This is a genomic window from Citrobacter sp. RHBSTW-00029, from assembly GCF_014104295.1.
GTDB lineage: Bacteria > Pseudomonadota > Gammaproteobacteria > Enterobacterales > Enterobacteriaceae > Citrobacter > Citrobacter youngae.
The window spans coordinates 4,567,417-4,588,750 of record NZ_JABXRT010000001.1 but is presented as its reverse complement, the minus strand read 5'-3'; the positions used below and the strand labels follow the sequence as shown (position 1 = coordinate 4,588,750).

The following is a 21,334-nucleotide window of genomic DNA, read 5'->3' as shown; positions in this document are numbered from 1 at the left end:
CGGTTTTGTCTTTTGTCTATTTTCGGCGTTTTGGGCTACCATTGCGCCTCGGTGCGGCAAACGGCCCACACATTACATTATCATAATGATAAATTAACATAGTCTGAACATACGGCGCCTTATGATTGTTTTCTCATCGTTACAAATTCGTCGCGGCGTGCGCGTCTTGCTGGACAATGCCACGGCCACCATTAATCCCGGGCAGAAGGTTGGCCTGGTGGGTAAAAATGGCTGCGGTAAATCTACCCTGCTGGCATTGCTGAAAAATGAAATCAGCGCTGACGCCGGCGGATTTACGTTCCCGGGAAACTGGCAGCTCGCATGGGTGAATCAGGAAACGCCTGCGTTACCACAGCCTGCGCTGGAATACGTGATTGATGGCGACCGCGAATATCGCCAACTGGAAGCCCAGTTAAACGATGCCAACGAACGTAACGATGGACACGCCATTGCCACCGTCCATGGAAAACTGGATGCCATTGACGCCTGGACCGTACGTTCACGCGCCGCCAGTCTGCTGCATGGCCTCGGCTTCTCCAACGAACAGCTCGAGCGCCCGGTCAGCGACTTCTCCGGTGGCTGGCGTATGCGTCTCAACCTGGCACAGGCGCTGATTTGCCGTTCAGACCTGCTGCTGCTCGATGAACCGACCAACCACCTCGATCTCGACGCGGTGATCTGGCTGGAAAGATGGCTGAAAAGCTATCAGGGCACGCTGATTTTGATCTCCCACGACCGCGACTTCCTCGATCCGGTGGTGGATAAAATTATCCATATCGAACAACAAACCATGTTCGAGTACACCGGCAACTACAGCGCGTTTGAAATCCAGCGTGCGACCCGCCTCGCGCAGCAACAGGCCATGTACGAAAGCCAGCAGGAGCGTGTGGCGCATCTGCAAAGCTATATCGATCGTTTCCGTGCTAAAGCCACCAAAGCAAAGCAGGCGCAGAGCCGTATCAAAATGCTGGAGCGTATGGAGCTTATCGCTCCAGCCCATGTCGATAACCCGTTCCATTTCAGCTTCCGTGAACCTGAAAGCCTGCCTAATCCGCTGCTGAAAATGGAAAAAGTGAGTGCTGGCTACGGCGATCGCACAATCCTCGACTCCATCAAACTGAATCTGGTGCCGGGTTCTCGCATCGGCCTGTTAGGCCGCAACGGTGCGGGTAAATCAACGCTGATTAAGCTGCTGGCCGGCGAACTGGCCCCCATCAGCGGCGAGATTGGCCTGGCGAAAGGCATCAAGCTGGGCTACTTCGCTCAGCACCAGTTGGAGTTTTTACGCGCCGATGAATCGCCTATCCAGCACCTGGCGCGCATGGCGCCGCAGGAGCTTGAGCAGAAACTGCGAGACTACCTCGGCGGATTCGGCTTCCAGGGCGATAAAGTCAGCGAAGAGACTCGCCGCTTCTCCGGTGGCGAAAAAGCGCGTCTGGTGCTGGCGTTGATCGTCTGGCAGCGCCCGAACCTACTGCTGCTCGATGAACCGACCAACCACCTGGATTTAGATATGCGTCAGGCGCTGACCGAAGCGCTGATCGATTTCGAAGGCGCGCTGGTCGTGGTTTCGCACGACCGTCACCTGATTCGCTCCACCACCGACGACCTCTATCTGGTACACGACAAGAAAGTCGAGCCGTTTGACGGCGATCTGGAGGATTATCAGCAGTGGCTGAGCGATGTGCAAAAACAGGAAAGCCAGGGCGACGAACCGGCGAAAGAGAGCGTTAACAGCGCCCAGGCGCGCAAAGACCAGAAGCGTCGCGAAGCGGAGCTGCGCACCCTGACGCAACCGCTGCGTAAAGAGATTACTCGTCTGGAAAAAGAGATGGAGAAACTGCACGCACAGCTGGCACAGGCGGAAGAGAAACTCGGCGACAGCGAACTGTACGACCAAAGCCGTAAAGCTGAGCTCACGGCATGTCTGCAACAACAGGCAAGCGCGAAGTCCGGGCTGGAAGAGTGTGAGATGGCCTGGCTGGATGCGCAGGAACAGCTTGAGCAGATGCTGGCCGAGTAGCCCTGCCGGATAAAGCGAAGCTGCCATCCGGCACCGGAGCCGAAAATGCCTGATGGCGACGTTCGCGCGTCTTATCAGGCCTACGTTTCGGTCCCGGCTCGCGTAACCTGCTGACTGACTGGCGACAAAATCACATATTGGCTAACCCGCACGCGCTGCGCACGGTATAGTTATTCTTTCCGATTATTAATTGCTCTGGTGTTATGGTTGAAATCACGTCCACAGAAATGACCCCACCTACCGACGATTCGCGAGAATTCCGCCCGATGCGCGGTATCAGTAACCGTCATTTACAGACGATGCTGCCGCGTTTAATTCGCCGCAAGGTGAAGTTCGATGCCCACTGGCAGCGTCTGGAATTGCCTGATGGTGACTTTGTCGATCTGGCATGGAGCGAAGATCCGCAACAGGCGAAACACAAGCCGCGCCTGGTGGTTTTTCACGGTCTGGAAGGCAGCCTGAACAGCCCGTACGCCCACGGCCTGATTGAAGCAGCAAAAAAGCGCGGCTGGCTGGGCGTGGTGATGCATTTTCGCGGCTGCAGCGGTGAACCCAATCGTCTGAACCGAATTTATCACTCCGGTGAAACAGAAGACGGCACCTGGTTTTTACACTGGCTGGAGCGTGAGTTCGGTCGTGTACCCACCGCTGCGGTTGGCTATTCGCTCGGTGGAAACATGCTGGCCTGCCTGCTGGCAAAAGAAGGGAACACGATCCCCATTGATGCCGCGGTTATCGTCTCCGCGCCTTTCGTGCTGGAAGCCTGTAGTTACCATATGGACAAAGGATTCTCCAAGGTCTATCAGCGCTACCTGCTTAACCTGTTGAAAGCCAATGCCTCGCGTAAGCTTGAGGCTTATCCTGGCTCGCTGCCGGTGAGTCTGGCCCAGTTGAAATCTCTGCGTCGCATTCGCGATTTTGACGATCTGATCACCGCCAAAATTCACGGTTTCGCCGATGCGATAGACTATTACCGTCAGTGTAGCGCCATGCCGCTGCTTAATCAGATAGCCAAACCCACGCTGATTATTCATGCCAAGGACGATCCGTTTATGGATAGTCATGTGATCCCTGAACCGGAAAATCTGCCCTCACAGGTGGAATATCAACTCACCGAACACGGCGGCCATGTCGGATTCATTGGCGGTACGATACGCCATCCGGAGATGTGGCTGGAATCCAGAATCCCGGACTGGCTGACAACGTATCTGGAGGCGTCATCATGATCATCCCCTGGCAAGACATCTCCCCGGACGCGCTGGACAATCTGATTGAAAGCTTTGTCTTGCGCGAAGGCACCGATTATGGTGAACATGAACGCTCGCTCGAACAAAAAGTCGCCGACGTCAAACGCCAACTACAATCAGGTGAGGCCATGCTGGTGTGGTCCGAACTGCATGAAACGGTCAACATTATGCCGAGGAAGCAGATTCACGAGTAACCCGTAGCCGCCGGCCGACTTTACTATAATTACAACCATTTCATGGAGTTGTTATGTCTGCCAAACATCCGGTGATTGCGGTAACAGGATCCAGCGGCGCGGGGACCACCACCACCAGCCTTGCGTTTCGTAAAATTTTCGCGCAGTTAAATCTGCGCGCCGCCGAGGTGGAAGGTGACAGTTTTCATCGCTATACCCGTCCGGAAATGGACATGGCGATTCGCAAAGCACGCGATGCCGGGCGGCATATCAGCTATTTCGGCCCCGAAGCTAACGACTTCGGTCTGCTGGAGCAAACCTTCATTGAATACGGCCAGACGGGCAAAGGTCAGTCGCGTAAATATCTGCACACCTACGATGAGGCCGTACCGTGGAATCAGGTTCCGGGGACATTTACGCCCTGGCAGCCGCTGCCTGAACCGACGGATGTCCTGTTCTATGAGGGACTTCACGGTGGCGTTGTCACCCCACAGCAAAACGTGGCCCGGCATGTTGATCTGCTGGTTGGCGTGGTGCCGATCGTAAACCTGGAGTGGATCCAGAAGCTGACCCGCGATACCAGCGAACGCGGGCATTCACGTGAAGCGGTAATGGACTCGGTGGTGCGCTCAATGGACGATTACATCAATTACATCACCCCACAGTTTTCCCGCACGCATATTAACTTCCAACGCGTACCGACCGTCGATACCTCTAATCCCTTTGCCGCCAGGAGCATTCCGTCACTGGATGAAAGCTTTGTCGTGATTCATTTTCGTAATCTGGAAGGCATCGATTATCCCTGGCTACTGGCCATGCTGCAGGGCTCATTCATTTCGCATATCAATACGTTGGTCGTACCGGGCGGCAAGATGGGTCTGGCGATGGAATTGATTATGCTACCGCTGGTCCAGCGACTGATGGAAGGTAAAAAGATAGAGTGAGATGTGGAAAGCGCCGGATGGCGCTTCGCTTATCCGGCCTACGACTCAACATCATCCTGTAGGCCGGATAAGGCAACGCCGCCATCCGGCATCAGCAATTACGCGGCAACGACTTCATAAGAATGGGTAATGTTCACCGCCTTTTCCAGCATCAGCGCTACGGAACAATACTTCTCCGCCGAGAGGTCAACTGCGCGAGACACAGACGCATCTTTCAGGTCGTTACCCGTTACAATGAAATGCAGGTTGATATGGGTGAACAGGCGCGGCGCTTCATCACGACGCTCGGAGGTCAGCTTCACTTCGCAGTTGGTCACATCCTGACGCCCCTTTTGCAGGATCGACACCACATCAATTGCGCTGCAACCGCCCGCAGCCATTAAGACCATTTCCATCGGGCTCGGCGCTTTATCACCAGAGTTACCGTCCATCAAAATTTGGTGGCCTGAGGCGGACTCACCGAGGAAGGTTAACCCCTCAACCCACTTTACACGCGCTTGCATATTTCGTAACTCCAATGTTTCAATTTTCCTGACAGATTACGCGTACATAACAATTCTCGCAATGGAAGGCGACCTGCGTCATGCTGAAGCGAGACACCAGGAGACACACGGCGAAAGCTATGCTAAAACAGTCAGGATGCTACAGTAATACATTGACGTACTGCATGTATGCAGAGGACATCACATTACAGGCCGTCGCACGTATTGACAGCCCCCTTCCCAGGTAGCGGGAAGCACATTTTTGCAAACCCAGAGACAGGTTGTTTTTTGGCTCTGGAGACAGCTTATAACAGAGGATAACCGCGCATGGTGCTTGGCAAACCGCAAACAGACCCGACTCTCGAATGGTTCTTGTCTCATTGCCATATTCATAAGTACCCATCGAAGAGCACGCTGATTCACCAGGGTGAAAAAGCGGAAACGTTGTATTACATCGTTAAAGGCTCAGTGGCAGTGCTGATCAAAGATGAAGAAGGGAAAGAAATGATCCTCTCTTATCTGAATCAGGGCGATTTTATTGGTGAATTAGGCCTCTTCGAAGAAGGCCAGGAACGTAGCGCCTGGGTACGTGCCAAAACCGCATGTGAAGTCGCTGAAATTTCCTACAAAAAATTTCGCCAATTAATCCAGGTCAACCCAGATATTCTGATGCGTCTGTCTTCTCAGATGGCTCGTCGTCTGCAGGTAACGTCTGAAAAAGTAGGCAACCTTGCCTTCCTCGACGTAACTGGTCGTATCGCCCAGACTCTGCTGAATCTGGCGAAACAGCCTGACGCAATGACTCACCCGGACGGCATGCAGATTAAAATTACCCGCCAGGAAATTGGCCAGATCGTTGGCTGTTCCCGTGAAACCGTCGGTCGTATTCTGAAGATGCTGGAAGATCAGAACCTGATCTCCGCACACGGTAAGACCATCGTCGTCTACGGCACACGTTAACCCCATCGAAGTGGCGCGTTACCCCGTAATGCGCCACTTTTGTTTGCTCCGATGTGGCGAAGACTGATATACCACCCAGAGATCAACTACGCACTACGACAAACGCTGGTGCTATGTTTACCTGTGGCCGTCGGTCTTATCATCGGTCAGCTTCATCTGGGACTCCTCTTTTCCCTCGTCCCTGCCTGCTGCAATATTGCCGGTCTTGATACCCCGCATAAGCGCTTTTTCAAACGCTTAGTGATTGGCGCGTCTTTGTTTGCCGGATGCAGTCTGATCATGCAGTTACTGCTGGCAAAAGATATACCGCTGCCGCTGATCCTCACCGGCCTGACGCTGATTCTTGGTGTAACCGCAGAATTAGGCCCTCTGCATGCGCGACTACTACCTGCCTCGCTTATCGCGGCAATTTTCACGCTCAGCCTGGCCGGGAACATGCCCGTCTGGGAGCCACTGCTGATCTACGCGCTGGGCACATTGTGGTACGGCCTGTTCAACTGGTTCTGGTTCTGGATGTGGCGCGAGCAGCCGCTGCGTGAGTCGCTCAGCTTGTTGTACCGCGAATTAGCCGATTACTGTGAGGCCAAGTACAGCCTGCTGACCCAACATGCCGATCCCGAAAAAGCGCTTCCTCCCCTGCTAGTGCGCCAACAAAAAGCGGTGGATTTGATTACCCAGTGCTATCAGCAAATGCATATGCTGTCGGCGCATCGCAACAACGATTATAAACGCCTGCTACGTGCCTTTCAGGAGGCGCTCGATTTACAGGAACATATTTCCGTCAGCCTCCACCAGCCGGAAGAGGTGCAAAAGCTGGTCGAACGCAGCCACGCCGAACAGGTGATTCGCTGGAATGCGCGCACCGTCGCCGAACGCCTTCGCGTTCTGGCCGATGACATTTTGTATCACCGTTTGCCGACGCGTTTTTCAATGGATAAACAAATTGGCACGCTGGAGAAAATCGCCAACCAGCATCCGGACAATCCGGTGGGTCAATTTTGCTACTGGCACTTCAGCCGTATTGCCCGTGTGCTACGCACCCAGCGACCACTGTATGCCCGGGATTTAATGGCTGACAAGCAGCGTCGACTGCCGCTGATCCCTGCCCTGAAAAGCTATCTGTCGTTGAAATCCCCGGCGCTGCGCAATGCCGGACGCATCAGCGTCATGTTGAGCATTGCCAGCCTGATGGGCAGCGCCTTACACCTGCCAAAACCCTACTGGATTTTGATGACAATCCTGTTCGTCACGCAAAATGGCTATGGGGCGACCCGGGTACGTATTTTACACCGTTCAGTAGGGACGCTCGTCGGCCTGGTGATCGCCGGCGTCACACTGCACTTTCATATTCAGGAAGGTTACACGCTGGCAGGCATGCTGATGATAACCCTGGTGAGTTATCTGACCATCCGCAAAAACTACGGCTGGGCTACCGTCGGCTTTACGGTCACCGCGGTATATACCCTGCAACTGCTGACGCTGAACGGGGAACAGTTTATCGTGCCGCGGTTTATCGATACGGTCACTGGCTGCCTGATCGCCTTTGGCGGAATGCTCTGGCTGTGGCCGCAGTGGCAGAGCGGTTTGCTGCGTAAAAACGCCCACGATGCGTTAGAAGCCGATCAGGAGGCTATTCGCCTGATCCTGAGCAACGATCCCCAGGCCACACCGCTGGCGTATCAACGCATGCGGGTCAACCAGGCGCATAACACGCTGTTCAACTCACTTAACCAGGCGATGCAGGAGCCTGGGTTCAACTCGCACTATCTGGCGGACATGAAACTGTGGGTTACGCATAGCCAGTTCATCGTCGAACACATCAACGCAATGACTACGCTGGCAAGGGAACATACGATGCTGACGCCGGATTTGGCGCAGCGGTATCTGGAGTCCTGTGAAATTGCGATCCAGCGCTGTCAGCAGCGGCTGGAATATGACGGACCCGGAAGCTCCGGCGATGTGAATATTCTCGAGGCGCCAGAGATGCTGTCCCATGGGCCTTTAAGCACTCTTGAGCAGCATCTGCAGCGGGTTTTAGGGCATCTAAACACCATGCATACCATTTCGTCGGTAGCATGGCGTCAGCGACCGCACCATGGGATCTGGCTGAGCCGCCGACTGCGGGATATGAAGGGTTAAGAGAGTTGCCGGATGGCGGCGTAACGCCTTATCCGGCAATCCATCAACCCACCACTTTCGCCACGGCCTGCGCGAAGCGCTGCATCCCTTCATCGATATCAGTCTGCTCCACCACCAGCGACGGCGCAAAACGCATCACGTCCGGCCCGGCATTAAGTACCATCACGCCTTCATTCGCCGCGGCGTACAAGAAATCACGCGCCCGGCCTTTAAACTGCGGCTTAAGTTCGGCGCCAATCAGCAATCCCATCCCGCGAATATCACTGAAAATGTCGAACTGTTGGTCAATTTTCTGCAAATGCTGAACAAACGCCTGGCGTTTGGCCTGAATACCGTCCAGCACGTCCGGCGTGTTGATGATATCAAACGCCGCTCCCGCAACCGCGCAGGCCAGCGGATTACCGCCGTAAGTGGAACCATGCGAGCCCACGTGGAACGCCGAGGCAATCTCCTGGGTGGTTAGTACCGCGCTCACCGGGAAGCCGCCGCCGAGCGCCTTGGCGCTGGTCAGGATATCCGGCGTCACGCCGTAGTGCATATAGGCAAACAGTGAGCCGGTACGCCCCATTCCGCTCTGAACTTCATCAAATACCAACAGTGCCTGGTGCTGATCACAAAGTTCACGCAAGCCTTGCAGGAATGCCGGCGTTGCCGCAGTAACGCCACCCTCGCCCTGAATAGGTTCGATCACCACCGCACAGGTGTGATCGTCCATTACCGCTTTGACTGCATGGAGATCGTTAAACGGTACATGGATGATATCCGCCGGTTTGGGTCCAAAGCCGTCGGAGTATTTCGGCTGCCCGCCGACGGATACGGTAAACAGCGAACGACCGTGAAACGCGTTATGGAAGGCAATAATCTTGGTTTTGAACGGGCTATGGCGCACGCAGGCATAGTGGCGCGCCAGCTTAAAGGCGGTTTCGTTAGCTTCGGTACCGGAGTTCATGAACAGTACGCGTTCGGCGAAGGTTGCATCAATGATTTTACGGCCTAAGCGCAACGCCGGTTCGTTGGTAAAAACATTGCTGGTATGCCACAGGGTTTCGCCCTGAGCTTTTAACGCCTCAACCAGCGCCGGATGGCAATGCCCTAACGCGGTAACTGCAATACCACCCGCGAAATCAACGTACTCTTTACCCTGTTGATCCCATACTCGACTCCCTTTCCCTTTTACAGGGATAAACTCAGCCGGTGCATAAATCGGCAGAATCACTTCATCGAATGTCGCGCGTGTAATTGCAGTTTGTTCAGTTGCCATGTCATTACCACCCTGTTAAGCAGAAATGCTAGTGAAATTATAATCACAAAATATGAATAAAAAATCACTGAATAGCAACCACAAATCATCGGCTGAGGAAATTAGCCAGCAGCTGATGCCCCTGTTCGCTGAGAATACTCTCCGGGTGAAACTGCACCCCTTCCATATCCCACTCCCGGTGGCGAATACCCATGATCTCCTGCGTTTCACTCCAGGCGGTCACCTCAAAGCACTCAGGCAACGTCTCAGGTGCGACCACCAGAGAATGGTAGCGCGTTACCGTTAATGGATTGGCGAGCCCCTGAAAAACGCCCTGCCCGTTATGCGTAATCGGCGACGTTTTACCATGCATCACTTTCGCTGCCCGCACCACGGTCGCGCCAAAGGCCTGCGCCATCGCCTGATGGCCCAGACAAACACCCAGCAGAGGGATCTTCCCTGCGAAATAGCGAATAACCTCCAGCGAAATACCGGCGTCATCCGGCGTACAGGGTCCCGGGGAAATCACTATTTTCTGCGGATTCAGCGCATCAATTTGCGCCAGCGTCAGCGCGTCGTTGCGCCTGACAAGGACATCTGCGCCCAGTTCGCAGAAGTATTGATACAGGTTCCAGGTAAAAGAATCGTAGTTATCGATAAGCAGGATCATGGCGGCTCCGGTACAGAAGAACCGCGCTATTCTACTCAGTTTCCAGGGCTTCGCTTACCACTTTACGAAATATCGCCTGCAGTGCGGACAGGTCCCCCATGGCACCGCTTTGATTTGCCTGGTTCCACTCCTCAACCTGGATGCCCTCCCAGTTGAGTATATACCCGGCATGAATCGCCAACTGTTCGAAGAAAATACGCTGCGCCAGACCACTGCCGATGCGAAACGGGTGCAGCACATTAATTTCACAGTAGTAGTGTGCGAGGCGGTCGACAAACTTTTCTTGCGACAACCCCACCAGCCAGGACTCGTCTTCCAGGTCCTGCATCAGCGCATTGCCCTCTTTCTCGATATAAGCGAAATGGCAAAAGCGGGTATCGCCCTGGTAGATATCGACTTCTCGCAGATGTCCCGCCCAGTCAAAAATATCCTGATAGAGTTGGCGATGAATAGCACACAGATGCGGCAAACCCCGTTTAAGCGGGCCCAATTCGATAGTTGCCGCGCGCAGCGCCGTCAACTCATAAGCTGCCTGCGCCAGACGCTGCGCCTGATGAACCCCCAGCCGGTTACGCATGACATTCAGGCCCGGATACAAATAGGGGTCACGTCCATCACCGAATTTATCGCTCATAGTGCCTCCGCAATTCTTCAAGACGCGCCAGGGCGTCTTCAGCGCTCAGAGTAACCCGTGGAATATCCACGCCTTCCAGTCGCCGGCTTGCCTGGAAATTGGCATTTCGCCGTTGTTCCCAGATCCTGGACTTTTGTTTATCGGTGAGTTTTTTCACGTGACCTCCCTGAATGAGCCGACACTTGCCACAAGTATAAGCAGCAATTTCGGGTTACGCAGAGAAGGGAGAGAACGCGGGCAAGCGCTGCCCGCGCAAAATACGATTACGGCAGGACTTTGGCTGAAAGGATAACAATCGGTTTTGACGGAACATTCTGGTAAGGACCGACATCGTGGGTCTGAACCTGAGAGATCTTATCCGCGACATCCATACCTTTCACAACTTTACCAAAGACAGCGTAGCCAAAATCACGCTGGCCGTGATCGAGGAATGCATTGTCCGCAATGTTGATAAAGAACTGGCTGGTCGCGCTGTCTTTATCCGCAGTGCGCGCCATAGCAATCGTGCCGCGGGTGTTACGCAGTCCGTTATCGGCTTCATTCTTGATTGGCGGGTTAGGTTTCTTCTGCTGCATCTGCTCGGTAAAACCACCGCCCTGCACCATGAAGCCAGGGATCACACGGTGGAACGTAGTGTTGTTATAGAAACCACTGTTGACATAATCGACAAAGTTTTGCACTGAAACCGGGGCTTTCTGACTGTTCAGCTCCAGCTCAATGTTACCAGCAGAGGTTGTCAGCAGAACATGAGGGTCACCTTTTGCTGCCAGTGCTGCGGGAGAGAGAGCAGAAAGAGCGAGAACAGCTGTAACAGCCGCCAGAGTCGATTTGAGCATGAGAATTCCTTAACAAGAGCAGAAATGAAGCAAGTGAATTGATTCTAAAGAGCCTTCAAGGACAAGGCCATCCCTTTACTTAATTTTACGTACCTGAAACAAATGTAACCTCATGGCTGCAAGTATCAATGTGATCACGATCACATAGAAAAATGTAACGCGCCAAGTTATTACCAATAAACATTTAAATGCGTCACTAAAGCGCCTAAAATCTGCCCGCTCACGGCGCAGTCAATGCGCCTTACTCTTCTATACAGGCCAGTCATGACTAACAGCAATCGCATCAAGCTCACATGGATTAGCTTTCTCTCCTACGCCCTGACAGGTGCGTTGGTAATTGTCACCGGGATGGTGATGGGAAACATCGCAGATTACTTCCATTTGCCCGTTTCCAGCATGAGTAACACCTTCACCTTCCTGAATGCCGGCATTCTGATCTCTATCTTTCTGAATGCATGGCTAATGGAAATCGTGCCGCTGAAAACGCAATTGCGTTTTGGCTTCATCCTGATGGTCCTGGCGGTCGCCGGACTGATGCTCAGCCACAGCCTGGCCTTGTTCTCTGCGGCCATGTTTGTATTGGGTGTGGTGAGTGGTATCACCATGTCGATTGGTACGTTCCTGGTAACTCAAATGTACGAAGGTCGCCAGCGCGGTTCCCGCCTGCTGTTTACCGACTCCTTCTTCAGCATGGCGGGGATGATTTTCCCGATGGTGGCAGCGTATCTGTTAGCGCGCAGCATCGAATGGTATTGGGTCTATGCCTGCATCGGCCTGGTCTACGTCGCCATTTTCCTGCTGACCTTTGGCTGCGAATTCCCGGCGCTGGGTAAACACGCGCAGCAACCGGACGCCCCGGTAGTGAAAGAAAAATGGGGTATTGGCGTGCTGTTCCTGGCGATCGCCGCGCTGTGCTACATCCTCGGTCAGTTGGGCTTTATCTCCTGGGTACCGGAATACGCTAAAAGCCTGGGCATGAGCCTGAACGATGCGGGTAAACTGGTCAGCGACTTCTGGATGTCTTACATGGTTGGCATGTGGGCGTTTAGTTTTATCCTGCGATTCTTCGATCTGCAGCGCATCCTGACCGTACTGGCAGGTCTGGCCACCGTTCTGATGTATCTGTTCATCACCGGCACGCCGGAACATATGCCGTGGTTCATTCTGACGCTGGGCTTCTTCTCCAGCGCGATTTATACCACCATTATTACCCTCGGCTCACAGCAGACGAAGGTCGCCTCACCAAAACTGGTTAACTTCGTTCTGACCTGCGGCACCATCGGTACTATGCTCACCTTCGTGGTCACCGGTCCTATTGTGGCGCACAGCGGCCCGCTGGCGGCATTGCAGACGGCGAACGGTTTGTATGCCGTCGTATTCGTGATGTGCTTTATTCTTGGGTTCGTCACGCGTCATCGCCAGCATAACGCGCCAGCCACGCATTAATCTCACTGCCGGATGGTATCTGTGCTATCCGGCACACTCTCGCGCCCTCTTCCTTTCACTGGTCATGTAGGCCAATTCTTACAAAAACCCCTTAAATTGTGCGCTTTTTATACAAACACGAAAAGCCAGTTAATTCCGTAACTTATAAAAATGCAGTTAAATCAGTCATATACCCCTTAAGGAGTATATAAGGCCGAATTTGATTTGTATCAATAAGTGCGGTTGCTGAATCGTTAAGGTAGGCAGTAATAGAAAAGAAATCGAGGCAAAAATGAGCAAAGTCAGACTCGCTATTATCGGTAATGGTATGGTCGGCCATCGCTTTATTGAGGATCTTCTTGATAAATCCGACGCTGCCAATTTTGATATTACCGTCTTCTGTGAAGAACCCCGCAAAGCGTACGACCGTGTACACCTGTCTTCCTACTTCTCCCACCACACCGCCGAAGAGCTTTCTCTGGTGCGTGAAGGATTCTATGAGAAGCACGGCGTTAAGGTGTTAGTGGGCGAACGCGCAATTACCATCAACCGCCAGGAGAAGGTAATCCACTCCAGCGCAGGTCGTACGGTCTATTACGATAAGCTGATCATGGCGACGGGCTCTTACCCGTGGATCCCACCGATTAAAGGTTCGGAAACCCAGGACTGCTTCGTTTACCGTACCATTGAAGACCTCAACGCCATTGAATCTTGCGCGCGCCGTAGCAAACGCGGCGCCGTTGTCGGTGGCGGCCTGCTGGGTCTGGAAGCCGCTGGTGCCCTGAAAAACCTCGGCGTTGAAACTCACGTCATTGAATTCGCCCCAATGCTGATGGCTGAACAGCTGGATCATATGGGTGGCGAGCAGTTACGTCGCAAAATTGAAAGCATGGGCGTGCGTGTGCACACCAGCAAAAACACCAAAGAGATCGTCCAGGAAGGCACCGAAGCGCGCAAAACCATGCGTTTTGCCGACGGTAGCGAACTGGAAGTTGATTTCATCGTCTTCTCTACCGGTATTCGTCCACGCGACAAACTGGCAACTCAGTGCGGCCTGGACGTCGCGCCGCGCGGCGGGATCGTGATCAACGATTCTTGCCAGACCTCTGACCCGGATATCTATGCGATTGGCGAATGCGCCAGTTGGAACAACCGCGTGTATGGTCTGGTGGCCCCGGGCTACAAAATGGCACAGGTTGCCGTTGACCATATTCTCGAAACCGAAAACGCTTTTGAAGGCGCGGACCTGAGCGCCAAGCTGAAGCTGCTCGGCGTGGATGTCGGCGGGATTGGCGATGCGCACGGTCGTACACCGGGAGCGCGTAGCTATGTTTACCTCGACGAAAGCAAAGAAGTCTACAAACGCCTCATCGTTAGTGAAGATAACAAAACCCTGCTGGGTGCGGTTCTGGTCGGTGATACCAGCGATTACGGCAACCTGCTACAGCTGGTGCTGAACGCCATCGAACTGCCAGAAAACCCGGACTCACTGATTCTGCCAGCACACGCGGGCAGCGGTAAGCCGTCTATCGGCGTGGATAAACTGCCGGACAGCGCGCAGATTTGTTCCTGTTTTGACGTCACCAAAGGCATGCTGATTGCCGCTATCAACAAAGGTTGCCACACCGTTGCGGCGCTGAAAGCCGAAACCAAAGCCGGTACCGGCTGCGGCGGTTGTATCCCGCTGGTAACGCAGGTCCTGAACGCCGAACTGGCGAAACAGGGTATCGAAGTGAATAACAACCTGTGTGAACACTTCCCGTATTCACGTCAGGAACTGTTCCACCTGATCCGCGTAGAAGGCATTAAAACTTTCGAAGAGTTGCTGGCTAAACACGGTAAAGGTTACGGCTGTGAAGTGTGCAAACCTACCGTCGGTTCCCTGCTGGCGTCCTGCTGGAATGAGTACATCCTCAAACCACAGCACACGCCGCTGCAGGACACCAACGACAACTTCCTGGCCAATATCCAGAAAGACGGTACTTACTCCGTGATCCCGCGCTCTGCGGGCGGTGAAATTACCCCGGAAGGCCTGGTAGCTGTCGGTCGTATCGCGCGCGAATTTAACCTGTACACCAAAATTACCGGTTCTCAGCGTATCGGCCTGTTCGGCGCGCAGAAAGATGACCTGCCGGAAATCTGGCGTCAGCTGATTGAAGCCGGTTTTGAAACCGGTCACGCGTATGCCAAAGCGCTGCGTATGGCGAAAACCTGCGTAGGTAGCACCTGGTGCCGTTATGGCGTCGGCGATAGCGTCGGTTTCGGCGTGGAACTGGAAAATCGCTACAAAGGTATTCGTACCCCACACAAAATGAAATTCGGCGTCTCCGGCTGTACCCGTGAATGTGCGGAAGCTCAGGGCAAAGACGTGGGTATTATTGCCACCGAGAAAGGCTGGAACCTGTACGTTTGTGGTAACGGCGGGATGAAACCGCGTCATGCAGACCTGCTGGCGGCCGATGTCGATCGTGAAACGCTGCTCAAGTACCTTGACCGCTTTATGATGTTCTACATCCGTACTGCGGACAAACTGACCCGTACTGCACCGTGGTTAGATAACCTGGAAGGCGGCATCGAGTATCTGAAATCAGTCATCATCGACGACAAACTGGGGTTGAACCAGCACCTGGAAGAAGAGATGGCTCGTCTGCGTGAAGCGGTAGTGTGTGAGTGGACAGAAACGGTTAACACCCCATCCGCACAGGTTCGCTTTAAACACTTTATCAACAGCGATCAACGCGATCCGAATGTTCAGGTTGTACCTGAGCGCGAACAACATCGTCCGGCTACGCCTTATGAGCGTATTCCGGTGACTCTGGTGGAGGAAAACGCATGAGCCAGTGGAAAAACATCTGCAAAATCGATGACATTCTGCCTGCGACAGGCGTCTGCGCCCTGTTAGGTACTGAGCAGGTTGCTATTTTCCGCCCGTATCACAGCGATCAGGTGTTTGCGATCAGCAATATCGACCCATTCTTTGAGTCCAGCGTACTGTCGCGTGGGTTGATTGCTGAACATCAGGGCGAATTGTGGGTCGCCAGTCCGCTGAAGAAACAACGCTTTCGTTTAAGCGATGGGCTGTGCATGGAAGACGAACAATTCTCCGTGAAACATTACGAAGCGCGAGTGAAAGACGGCACGGTACAACTGCGCGGTTAATTAATTTTTGGGAGGCGCAACGCCTCCCCTTTTTTGTATTTTTTTCATTGTAATTGTTATCACAAAATCATTTGTGCTGCATCGCGGCGGCAACTGAGCAAACCCCCAGTCACATAGTTCACTATGTGACTGGGGTGAGCGACAAATCTGTCAGGAACAGATTTGAACGTCGCACAGCGACGGCCCGTAAGGGCGAGTCTCAGGACGAGACGAGTAACTCAGTAGCCAACAAAGACGCAGTGCAAAGGATGAAGTGAGAAAAGGATAATCAACACATGTTCACAGACACTATCAATAAGTGTGCGGCTAACGCTGCGCGCATCGCACGCCTGTCGGCAAATAACCCGCTCGGGTTCTGGGTCAGTTCGGCAATGGCAGGGGCCTACGTTGGCCTCGGCATCATCCTTATTTTTACCCTCGGTAACCTGCTCGACCCGTCCGTACGTCCGCTGGTGATGGGTGCAACCTTTGGTATTGCATTGACGCTGGTGATTATTGCCGGTTCCGAACTATTCACAGGCCATACGATGTTTCTGACGCTCGGCGTGAAAGCGGGCACCATCAGCCACGGCCAAATGTGGGCTATCCTGCCGCAAACCTGGCTGGGAAATCTGGTCGGATCCGTGTTTGTCGCCCTGCTTTATAGCTGGGGAGGCGGCAGTCTGCTGCCGGTCGATACCAGCATCGTCCATTCGGTCGCGCTGGCGAAAACCACCGCGCCTGCAACAGTGCTGTTCTTTAAAGGCGCGCTATGTAACTGGTTGGTTTGTCTGGCAATCTGGATGGCAATCCGCACCGAAGGCGCGGCAAAATTCCTCGCTATCTGGTGGTGTCTGCTGGCGTTTATCGCTTCAGGCTACGAGCACTCGGTGGCCAACATGACGCTGTTTGCCCTTTCCTGGTTCGGTCATCACAGCGAAGCTTATACCCTGTCCGGAATTGGTCATAACCTTCTGTGGGTGACACTCGGTAATACTTTGTCCGGTGTCGTATTCATGGGATTGGGTTATTGGTATGCTACGCCAAAATCGGAGCGTCCGGCTCCGGCAAAAATCAACCAGCCAGAGGCTGCTGCCAATAATTAATTAAGGGGTAATGTCGTGGACCATTTGCCTATATTTTGTCAACTACGTGACCGCGACTGCTTGATCGTCGGCGGTGGTGATGTCGCAGAACGCAAAGCGCGGTTACTGCTGGAAGCTGGCGCCCGTTTAACGGTTAATGCACTGGCGTTTATTCCGCAGTTCAAAGTATGGGCAGATGAAGGCATGCTGACGCTGGTTGAGGGACCGTTCGATGAGTCCCTGCTCGACACCTGCTGGCTGGCTATTGCCGCCACCGATGACGATGCCGTCAACCAAAGCGTCAGCACCGCCGCGGAGTCACGCCGTATCTTCTGCAACGTGGTCGACGCGCCAAAAGCAGCAAGTTTTATCATGCCCTCCATTATCGACCGCTCGCCGCTGATGGTGGCGGTCTCCTCCGGCGGGACATCGCCGGTGCTTGCCCGTCTGCTGCGTGAAAGGCTTGAATCCGTACTGCCTCAGCATTTGGGCCAGGTCGCACAATATGCCGGCAAGTTGCGCTCCCGGGTGAAGCAACAGTTTGCCAGCATGGGTGAACGTCGCCGCTTCTGGGAAAAATTGTTCGTGAATGACCGCCTGGCGCAGTCGCTGGCGAACAATGACCTGAAAGCCATCGAGGAAACCACCGAGCAGTTGCTCAGTGAACCTCTGGACCATCGTGGTGAAGTGGTGCTGGTTGGCGCCGGTCCTGGCGATGCCGGCCTGCTGACGCTGAAAGGGCTACAGCAGATCCAGCAAGCGGATGTCGTGGTCTATGACCGCCTGGTTTCCGACGACATCATGAACCTTGTACGCCGCGATGCAGACCGGGTGTTCGTCGGCAAACGTGCGGGCTATCACTGCGTACCGCAGGAAGAGATCAATCAGATCCTGCTGCGTGAAGCACAACAGGGCAAGCGCGTGGTGCGACTGAAAGGTGGCGACCCGTTCATCTTTGGCCGTGGTGGCGAAGAGCTGGAAACGCTGTGCCATGCCGGTATTCCATTCTCTGTAGTGCCTGGTATTACCGCAGCCTCTGGTTGTTCTGCCTATTCCGGCATTCCACTGACCCACCGTGATTACGCTCAGAGCGTGCGTCTGGTTACCGGACACCTGAAAACTGGCGGTGAGCTGGACTGGGAAAACCTGGCAGCCGAGAAACAAACGTTGGTGTTCTATATGGGACTGAATCAGGCGGCAACGATTCAGGAAAAACTCATCGAGTTTGGTATGCAAGCCGATATGCCGGTTGCTCTGGTCGAGAATGGTACTGCCGTAACACAGCGCGTCGTCAGCGGTGTGCTGACACAGCTCGGTGAACTGGCAAAACAGGTTGAAAGCCCGGCGCTGATTATCGTGGGTCGTGTTGTGGGATTACGCGATAAGCTGAACTGGTTCTCGAACCATTGATTCACATCAGCGAAATAACCAACGGTATACCGTTCTGAAATCGTTCCGCTAATTAACACAAACGGCAGTCCTGGAATCTCTTTCCTGACTGCCGTTTTTATTTCTCACCTGTTTTTCAAAGCATATTTCCTTGTCTTTGAGTAGTCCTTATCTGGACTACCTCCTTGTTCCATTACTTGATATTTTCACCGGCGGAAAATGGATTTTTTCCATTTTTTTCATATATATAAATAGTTATATCTACAAGGATTTCGTTATGCTTAAGATTGCAAAAATTGCCCTTGTGGCAGGGATTCTGACGACGTTGACCGCTTGTACGGGTCATATTGAAAACCGTAATAAAACCTGCTCGTATGATTACCTGCTGCACCCGGCAATTTCAATTTCTAAAATGATTGGCGGTTGCGGCGCAGTGGCTGAATAATCAATAAATCTCTTTGCGCAGATACAAAAAAACCGGGAAATTCCCGGTTTTTTCAGCAATGCAAAAAGTATTACGGCTTGGCAACAAAGCCAATAGCCTCATACACGGCTTTCAGCGTAACAGAGGCACGCGCGCTGGCTTTTTCCGCGCCCTCCTTCATCACTTTCTGCAGGAAGGCTTCATCGTTACGGAAACGGTGATAGCGCTCCTGAAGCTCGGTCAGCATACCGGAAACGGCCTCTGCGACTTCACCTTTCAGATGACCATACATTTTGCCTTCAAAGTGCTGTTCCAGCTCAGGAATGCTCTGGCCAGTAACGGCAGAGAGGATATCCAGCAGGTTGGAAACACCCGCTTTATTCTGCACGTCGTAGCGCACAACCGGCGGCTCTTCCGAGTCGGTCATCGCGCGTTTGATTTTCTTAACCACTGATTTCGGATCTTCCAGCAAGCCGATCACGTTATTGCGGTTGTCATCCGACTTGGACATTTTCTTCGTCGGTTCCAGCAGCGACATGACGCGCGCACCGGATTTCGGAATAAACGGCTCAGGCACTTTAAAGATATCGCCGTACAGGGCGTTAAAACGTTGAGCGATATCACGGCTCAGTTCCAGATGCTGTTTCTGATCTTCACCAACCGGTACCTGGTTGGTCTGATACAACAGAATATCCGCCGCCATCAGCACCGGGTAATCAAACAGCCCGGCGTTGATGTTCTCCGCATAGCGTGCGGATTTATCTTTGAACTGGGTCATACGGCTCAGCTCGCCGAAATAGGTGTAGCAGTTCAGCGCCCAACCTAACTGTGCGTGTTCCGGCACATGAGACTGGACGAAAATGGTGCTTTTTTCAGGATCGATACCGCATGCCAGGTACAGCGCCAGCGTATCCAGCGTTGCTTTACGCAACTGCTGAGCGTCCTGACGAACAGTGATAGCATGTTGGTCAACGATGCAGTAGATGCAATGGTAGTCATCCTGCATGCTCACCCACTGACGCAGCGCACCCATATAGTTGCCAATGGTCAATTCACCTGAGGGCTGTGCGCCACTAAAAACGATGGGCTTAGTCATTTTTTGATTCCTGATTTTCGCTATGCGGAAGCCCGAGAGCGGGCAGTAGTTCATTAATACGGTCGTAAATAACGTCGGGCTGGCTCAGCGCGATCGACTCACCGTAGTTGTAGCCATAGGTCAGGCCAACGGACGGGCAGCCAGCAGCTTTTGCCGCCTGAATATCATTGCGTGAATCCCCTACGAAGAGCATTTGCTCAGGCTTGATGCCAAGCTTGCTTGCCACCAGCAGCAGCGGATCCGGATGCGGTTTTTTATTCTGCACGTCGTCACCACCGATGACCACGCTAAAGTATTTGGCGATATCTAATGCTTCGAGTAATGGCGCGACAAACGGGGTCGGTTTGTTGGTCACCAGACCCAGCGGCAATCCTTTCGCATGCAGCGCGCCCAGCGTGTCGGCAACATCAGGGAACAGGAATGTCCCCTCTTCTGCGACATCACCGTAGTATCTGTCGAACAGCTTACGCAAAATACGTACCTGTTCCTCAGCGGGAATATCATCATCAACGGGCGGTTTACCCATCGTTTTACGTAATGTCGCGCGCTCCTGACGAGACCACGCCAGCGCGCGCTCCATCAGTACGTCTGCGCCATTGCCAATCCAGGTGATAACGCGTTCTTCACCGGCTACCGGCAGTTCCAGCGCATACAGCGCCATATCCACCGCTGCGGCTAATCCCGGCGCACTGTCGACCAGCGTGCCGTCGAGGTCAAACGCAGCGCCCCGAATATCCTGAAACTTATCCATGACTTACCTTCGCCAGTTCATTGCGCATTTCATCAATAACTTTTTTGTAGTCTGGTTGGTCGAAAATAGCAGAGCCTGCGACAAACATATCCGCACCGGCAGCCGCGATTTCACCAATGTTGTTCACCTTAACGCCGCCGTCCACTTCCAGACGGATGTCATAGCCAGATTCATCAATGCGACGGCGCACTTCGCGCAGCTTATCCAGCGTTTGCGGGATAAAGGACTGTCCACCAAAGCCTGGGTTAACGGACATCAGCAGGATCACGTCGAGCTTATCCATGACGTAGTCCAGATAACTCAGCGGTGTTGCCGGGTTGAACACCAGCCCCGCTTTACAGCCATGCTCTTTGATCAGCTGTAAAGTGCGATCGACGTGTTCGGAGGCTTCCGGGTGAAAAGTAATGATGCTGGCGCCAGCGGCGGCGAAGTCCGGGACAATACGATCAACGGGCTTCACCATCAGATGAACATCAATCGGAGCGGTGATGCCATATTTACGCAGCGATTTCAGTACCATCGGGCCGATGGTCAGGTTCGGCACGTAGTGGTTGTCCATGACGTCGAAGTGAACGACATCAGCACCCGCGGTCAGCGCTTTCGCGGTGTCCTCACCCAGGCGGGCAAAATCAGCCGACAGAATTGAGGGGGCAATCAAATACTGTTTCATCCGCTTCT

General features: G+C 53.5%; 21 protein-coding genes. 12 read left to right on the top strand and 9 right to left on the bottom strand.

The features are described 5' to 3' along the window. Positions 1 to 121: 121 nt before the first annotated feature. From HV041_RS22090 to HV041_RS22075, 4 genes are all read left to right on the top strand, one after another. Positions 122 to 2,023: an ABC transporter ATP-binding protein gene (locus HV041_RS22090; protein ID WP_048213531.1), complete on the top strand. Its 1,902-nt coding sequence runs from the start codon at positions 122 to 124 to the stop codon at positions 2,021 to 2,023. 203 nt (positions 2,024 to 2,226) lie between these two features. Beyond that, complete coding sequence (locus tag HV041_RS22085; protein ID WP_121585139.1) at positions 2,227 to 3,249, top strand: hydrolase; 1,023 nt, start codon at positions 2,227 to 2,229, stop codon at positions 3,247 to 3,249. Continuing rightward, entirely contained in the window at positions 3,246 to 3,464 is a 219-nt protein-coding gene (locus HV041_RS22080; protein WP_048213533.1) for a YheU family protein, read from the top strand. Before HV041_RS22085 ends, HV041_RS22080 begins: the two co-directional genes overlap by 4 nt. Before the next feature lie 53 nt (positions 3,465 to 3,517). Continuing rightward, complete coding sequence (locus HV041_RS22075; protein WP_048213534.1) at positions 3,518 to 4,387, top strand: phosphoribulokinase; 870 nt, start codon at positions 3,518 to 3,520, stop codon at positions 4,385 to 4,387. A gap of 98 nt (positions 4,388 to 4,485) precedes the next feature. On the opposite strand, the gene HV041_RS22070 is transcribed toward HV041_RS22075, so the two are convergent. Next, positions 4,486 to 4,890: an OsmC family protein gene (locus tag HV041_RS22070; RefSeq protein WP_043018552.1), complete on the bottom strand. Its 405-nt coding sequence runs from the start codon at positions 4,888 to 4,890 to the stop codon at positions 4,486 to 4,488. A 306-nt stretch (positions 4,891 to 5,196) separates the two neighbouring features. On the opposite strand from HV041_RS22070, the gene crp reads away from it, so the two are divergent. Then, positions 5,197 to 5,829, top strand: a complete 633-nt coding sequence (gene crp, locus HV041_RS22065) for a cAMP-activated global transcriptional regulator CRP (protein ID WP_000242758.1) — start codon at positions 5,197 to 5,199, stop codon at positions 5,827 to 5,829. A 51-nt stretch (positions 5,830 to 5,880) separates the two neighbouring features. Beyond that, positions 5,881 to 7,968 (top strand): YccS/YhfK family putative transporter, encoded by a 2,088-nt coding sequence (locus HV041_RS22060; protein ID WP_121585140.1) that lies wholly within the window; start codon positions 5,881 to 5,883, stop codon positions 7,966 to 7,968. Positions 7,969 to 8,011: 43 nt separating this feature from the next. Here the strand turns inward: HV041_RS22060 and HV041_RS22055 are convergent, their stop codons facing one another. The 5 genes from HV041_RS22055 to ppiA form a co-directional block, all read right to left on the bottom strand. Continuing rightward, entirely contained in the window at positions 8,012 to 9,229 is a 1,218-nt protein-coding gene (locus HV041_RS22055) for an aspartate aminotransferase family protein (protein WP_121585141.1), read from the bottom strand. Positions 9,230 to 9,314: 85 nt separating this feature from the next. After that, a complete protein-coding gene (gene pabA, locus HV041_RS22050) occupies positions 9,315 to 9,878 on the bottom strand; it encodes an aminodeoxychorismate synthase component 2 (RefSeq protein WP_121585142.1) in 564 nt (187 codons plus the stop codon). Positions 9,879 to 9,909: 31 nt separating this feature from the next. After that, complete coding sequence (locus tag HV041_RS22045) at positions 9,910 to 10,512, bottom strand: putative adenosine monophosphate-protein transferase Fic (protein ID WP_061068723.1); 603 nt, start codon at positions 10,510 to 10,512, stop codon at positions 9,910 to 9,912. After that, positions 10,502 to 10,669 (bottom strand): YhfG family protein, encoded by a 168-nt coding sequence (locus tag HV041_RS22040; protein ID WP_071887396.1) that lies wholly within the window; start codon positions 10,667 to 10,669, stop codon positions 10,502 to 10,504. The genes HV041_RS22045 and HV041_RS22040 overlap by 11 nt, the downstream gene beginning before the upstream one ends. A gap of 106 nt (positions 10,670 to 10,775) precedes the next feature. After that, positions 10,776 to 11,348 (bottom strand): peptidylprolyl isomerase A, encoded by a 573-nt coding sequence (gene ppiA, locus HV041_RS22035; protein WP_121585143.1) that lies wholly within the window; start codon positions 11,346 to 11,348, stop codon positions 10,776 to 10,778. A 264-nt stretch (positions 11,349 to 11,612) separates the two neighbouring features. Here ppiA and tsgA point away from each other — a divergent pair, with 264 nt between their 5' ends. The 6 genes from tsgA to HV041_RS22005 all read left to right on the top strand — a co-directional run bounded on the left by tsgA (position 11,613) and on the right by HV041_RS22005 (position 18,830). Further along, on the top strand, positions 11,613 to 12,794 hold the full coding sequence (gene tsgA / locus HV041_RS22030) for an MFS transporter TsgA (RefSeq protein WP_048213538.1): 1,182 nt from the start codon (positions 11,613 to 11,615) through the stop codon (positions 12,792 to 12,794). A 271-nt stretch (positions 12,795 to 13,065) separates the two neighbouring features. Further along, positions 13,066 to 15,609, top strand: coding sequence for an NADPH-nitrite reductase large subunit (gene nirB, locus HV041_RS22025; RefSeq protein WP_101743306.1), 2,544 nt, complete (start codon positions 13,066 to 13,068; stop codon positions 15,607 to 15,609). Beyond that, complete coding sequence (gene nirD / locus HV041_RS22020; protein ID WP_005121659.1) at positions 15,606 to 15,932, top strand: nitrite reductase small subunit NirD; 327 nt, start codon at positions 15,606 to 15,608, stop codon at positions 15,930 to 15,932. The genes nirB and nirD overlap by 4 nt, the downstream gene beginning before the upstream one ends. 275 nt (positions 15,933 to 16,207) lie before the next feature. Beyond that, the gene (nirC, locus tag HV041_RS22015) at positions 16,208 to 17,017 is read left to right on the top strand and encodes a nitrite transporter NirC (RefSeq protein WP_003023587.1); all 810 of its coding nucleotides are present in this window, start codon (positions 16,208 to 16,210) and stop codon (positions 17,015 to 17,017) included. Between the two features lie 15 nt (positions 17,018 to 17,032). Further along, the gene (gene cysG, locus HV041_RS22010) at positions 17,033 to 18,406 is read left to right on the top strand and encodes a siroheme synthase CysG (RefSeq protein ID WP_115601370.1); all 1,374 of its coding nucleotides are present in this window, start codon (positions 17,033 to 17,035) and stop codon (positions 18,404 to 18,406) included. Positions 18,407 to 18,662: 256 nt separating this feature from the next. Next, positions 18,663 to 18,830, top strand: coding sequence for a YhfL family protein (locus HV041_RS22005; protein WP_048213798.1), 168 nt, complete (start codon positions 18,663 to 18,665; stop codon positions 18,828 to 18,830). Positions 18,831 to 18,900: 70 nt separating this feature from the next. Here HV041_RS22005 and trpS read toward each other — a convergent pair whose 3' ends face one another. Genes trpS through rpe form a run of 3 tightly spaced genes read right to left on the bottom strand, consistent with a single transcriptional unit; the run spans position 18,901 to position 21,326 of the window. Continuing rightward, a complete protein-coding gene (gene trpS / locus HV041_RS22000; RefSeq protein ID WP_061068725.1) occupies positions 18,901 to 19,905 on the bottom strand; it encodes a tryptophan--tRNA ligase in 1,005 nt (334 codons plus the stop codon). Then, positions 19,898 to 20,656 carry a phosphoglycolate phosphatase gene (gene gph / locus HV041_RS21995; RefSeq protein WP_003837920.1) on the bottom strand — a complete coding sequence of 253 codons (759 nt, stop codon included), beginning with the start codon at positions 20,654 to 20,656 and terminating at the stop codon, positions 19,898 to 19,900. The genes trpS and gph overlap by 8 nt, the downstream gene beginning before the upstream one ends. Then, entirely contained in the window at positions 20,649 to 21,326 is a 678-nt protein-coding gene (gene rpe / locus HV041_RS21990) for a ribulose-phosphate 3-epimerase (protein ID WP_040231743.1), read from the bottom strand. Before rpe ends, gph begins: the two co-directional genes overlap by 8 nt. Positions 21,327 to 21,334: the final 8 nt, after the last annotated feature.

Excerpts from the sequence above, each read along its gene's own strand:
- HV041_RS22090 (WP_048213531.1), top strand. The coding sequence starts at position 122 with ATGATTGTTTTCTCATCGTTACAAATTCGTCGCGGCGTGCGCGTCTTG.
- HV041_RS22085 (WP_121585139.1), top strand. The coding sequence starts at position 2,227 with ATGGTTGAAATCACGTCCACAGAAATGACCCCACCTACCGACGATTCG.
- HV041_RS22080 (WP_048213533.1), top strand. The coding sequence starts at position 3,246 with ATGATCATCCCCTGGCAAGACATCTCCCCGGACGCGCTGGACAATCTG.
- HV041_RS22075 (WP_048213534.1), top strand. The coding sequence starts at position 3,518 with ATGTCTGCCAAACATCCGGTGATTGCGGTAACAGGATCCAGCGGCGCG.
- HV041_RS22070 (WP_043018552.1), bottom strand. The coding sequence starts at position 4,890 with ATGCAAGCGCGTGTAAAGTGGGTTGAGGGGTTAACCTTCCTCGGTGAG.
- crp (WP_000242758.1), top strand. The coding sequence starts at position 5,197 with ATGGTGCTTGGCAAACCGCAAACAGACCCGACTCTCGAATGGTTCTTG.
- HV041_RS22060 (WP_121585140.1), top strand. The coding sequence starts at position 5,881 with ATGTGGCGAAGACTGATATACCACCCAGAGATCAACTACGCACTACGA.
- HV041_RS22055 (WP_121585141.1), bottom strand. The coding sequence starts at position 9,229 with ATGGCAACTGAACAAACTGCAATTACACGCGCGACATTCGATGAAGTG.
- pabA (WP_121585142.1), bottom strand. The coding sequence starts at position 9,878 with ATGATCCTGCTTATCGATAACTACGATTCTTTTACCTGGAACCTGTAT.
- HV041_RS22045 (WP_061068723.1), bottom strand. The coding sequence starts at position 10,512 with ATGAGCGATAAATTCGGTGATGGACGTGACCCCTATTTGTATCCGGGC.
- ppiA (WP_121585143.1), bottom strand. The coding sequence starts at position 11,348 with ATGCTCAAATCGACTCTGGCGGCTGTTACAGCTGTTCTCGCTCTTTCT.
- tsgA (WP_048213538.1), top strand. The coding sequence starts at position 11,613 with ATGACTAACAGCAATCGCATCAAGCTCACATGGATTAGCTTTCTCTCC.
- nirB (WP_101743306.1), top strand. The coding sequence starts at position 13,066 with ATGAGCAAAGTCAGACTCGCTATTATCGGTAATGGTATGGTCGGCCAT.
- nirD (WP_005121659.1), top strand. The coding sequence starts at position 15,606 with ATGAGCCAGTGGAAAAACATCTGCAAAATCGATGACATTCTGCCTGCG.
- nirC (WP_003023587.1), top strand. The coding sequence starts at position 16,208 with ATGTTCACAGACACTATCAATAAGTGTGCGGCTAACGCTGCGCGCATC.
- HV041_RS22005 (WP_048213798.1), top strand. The coding sequence starts at position 18,663 with ATGCTTAAGATTGCAAAAATTGCCCTTGTGGCAGGGATTCTGACGACG.
- trpS (WP_061068725.1), bottom strand. The coding sequence starts at position 19,905 with ATGACTAAGCCCATCGTTTTTAGTGGCGCACAGCCCTCAGGTGAATTG.
- gph (WP_003837920.1), bottom strand. The coding sequence starts at position 20,656 with ATGGATAAGTTTCAGGATATTCGGGGCGCTGCGTTTGACCTCGACGGC.
- rpe (WP_040231743.1), bottom strand. The coding sequence starts at position 21,326 with ATGAAACAGTATTTGATTGCCCCCTCAATTCTGTCGGCTGATTTTGCC.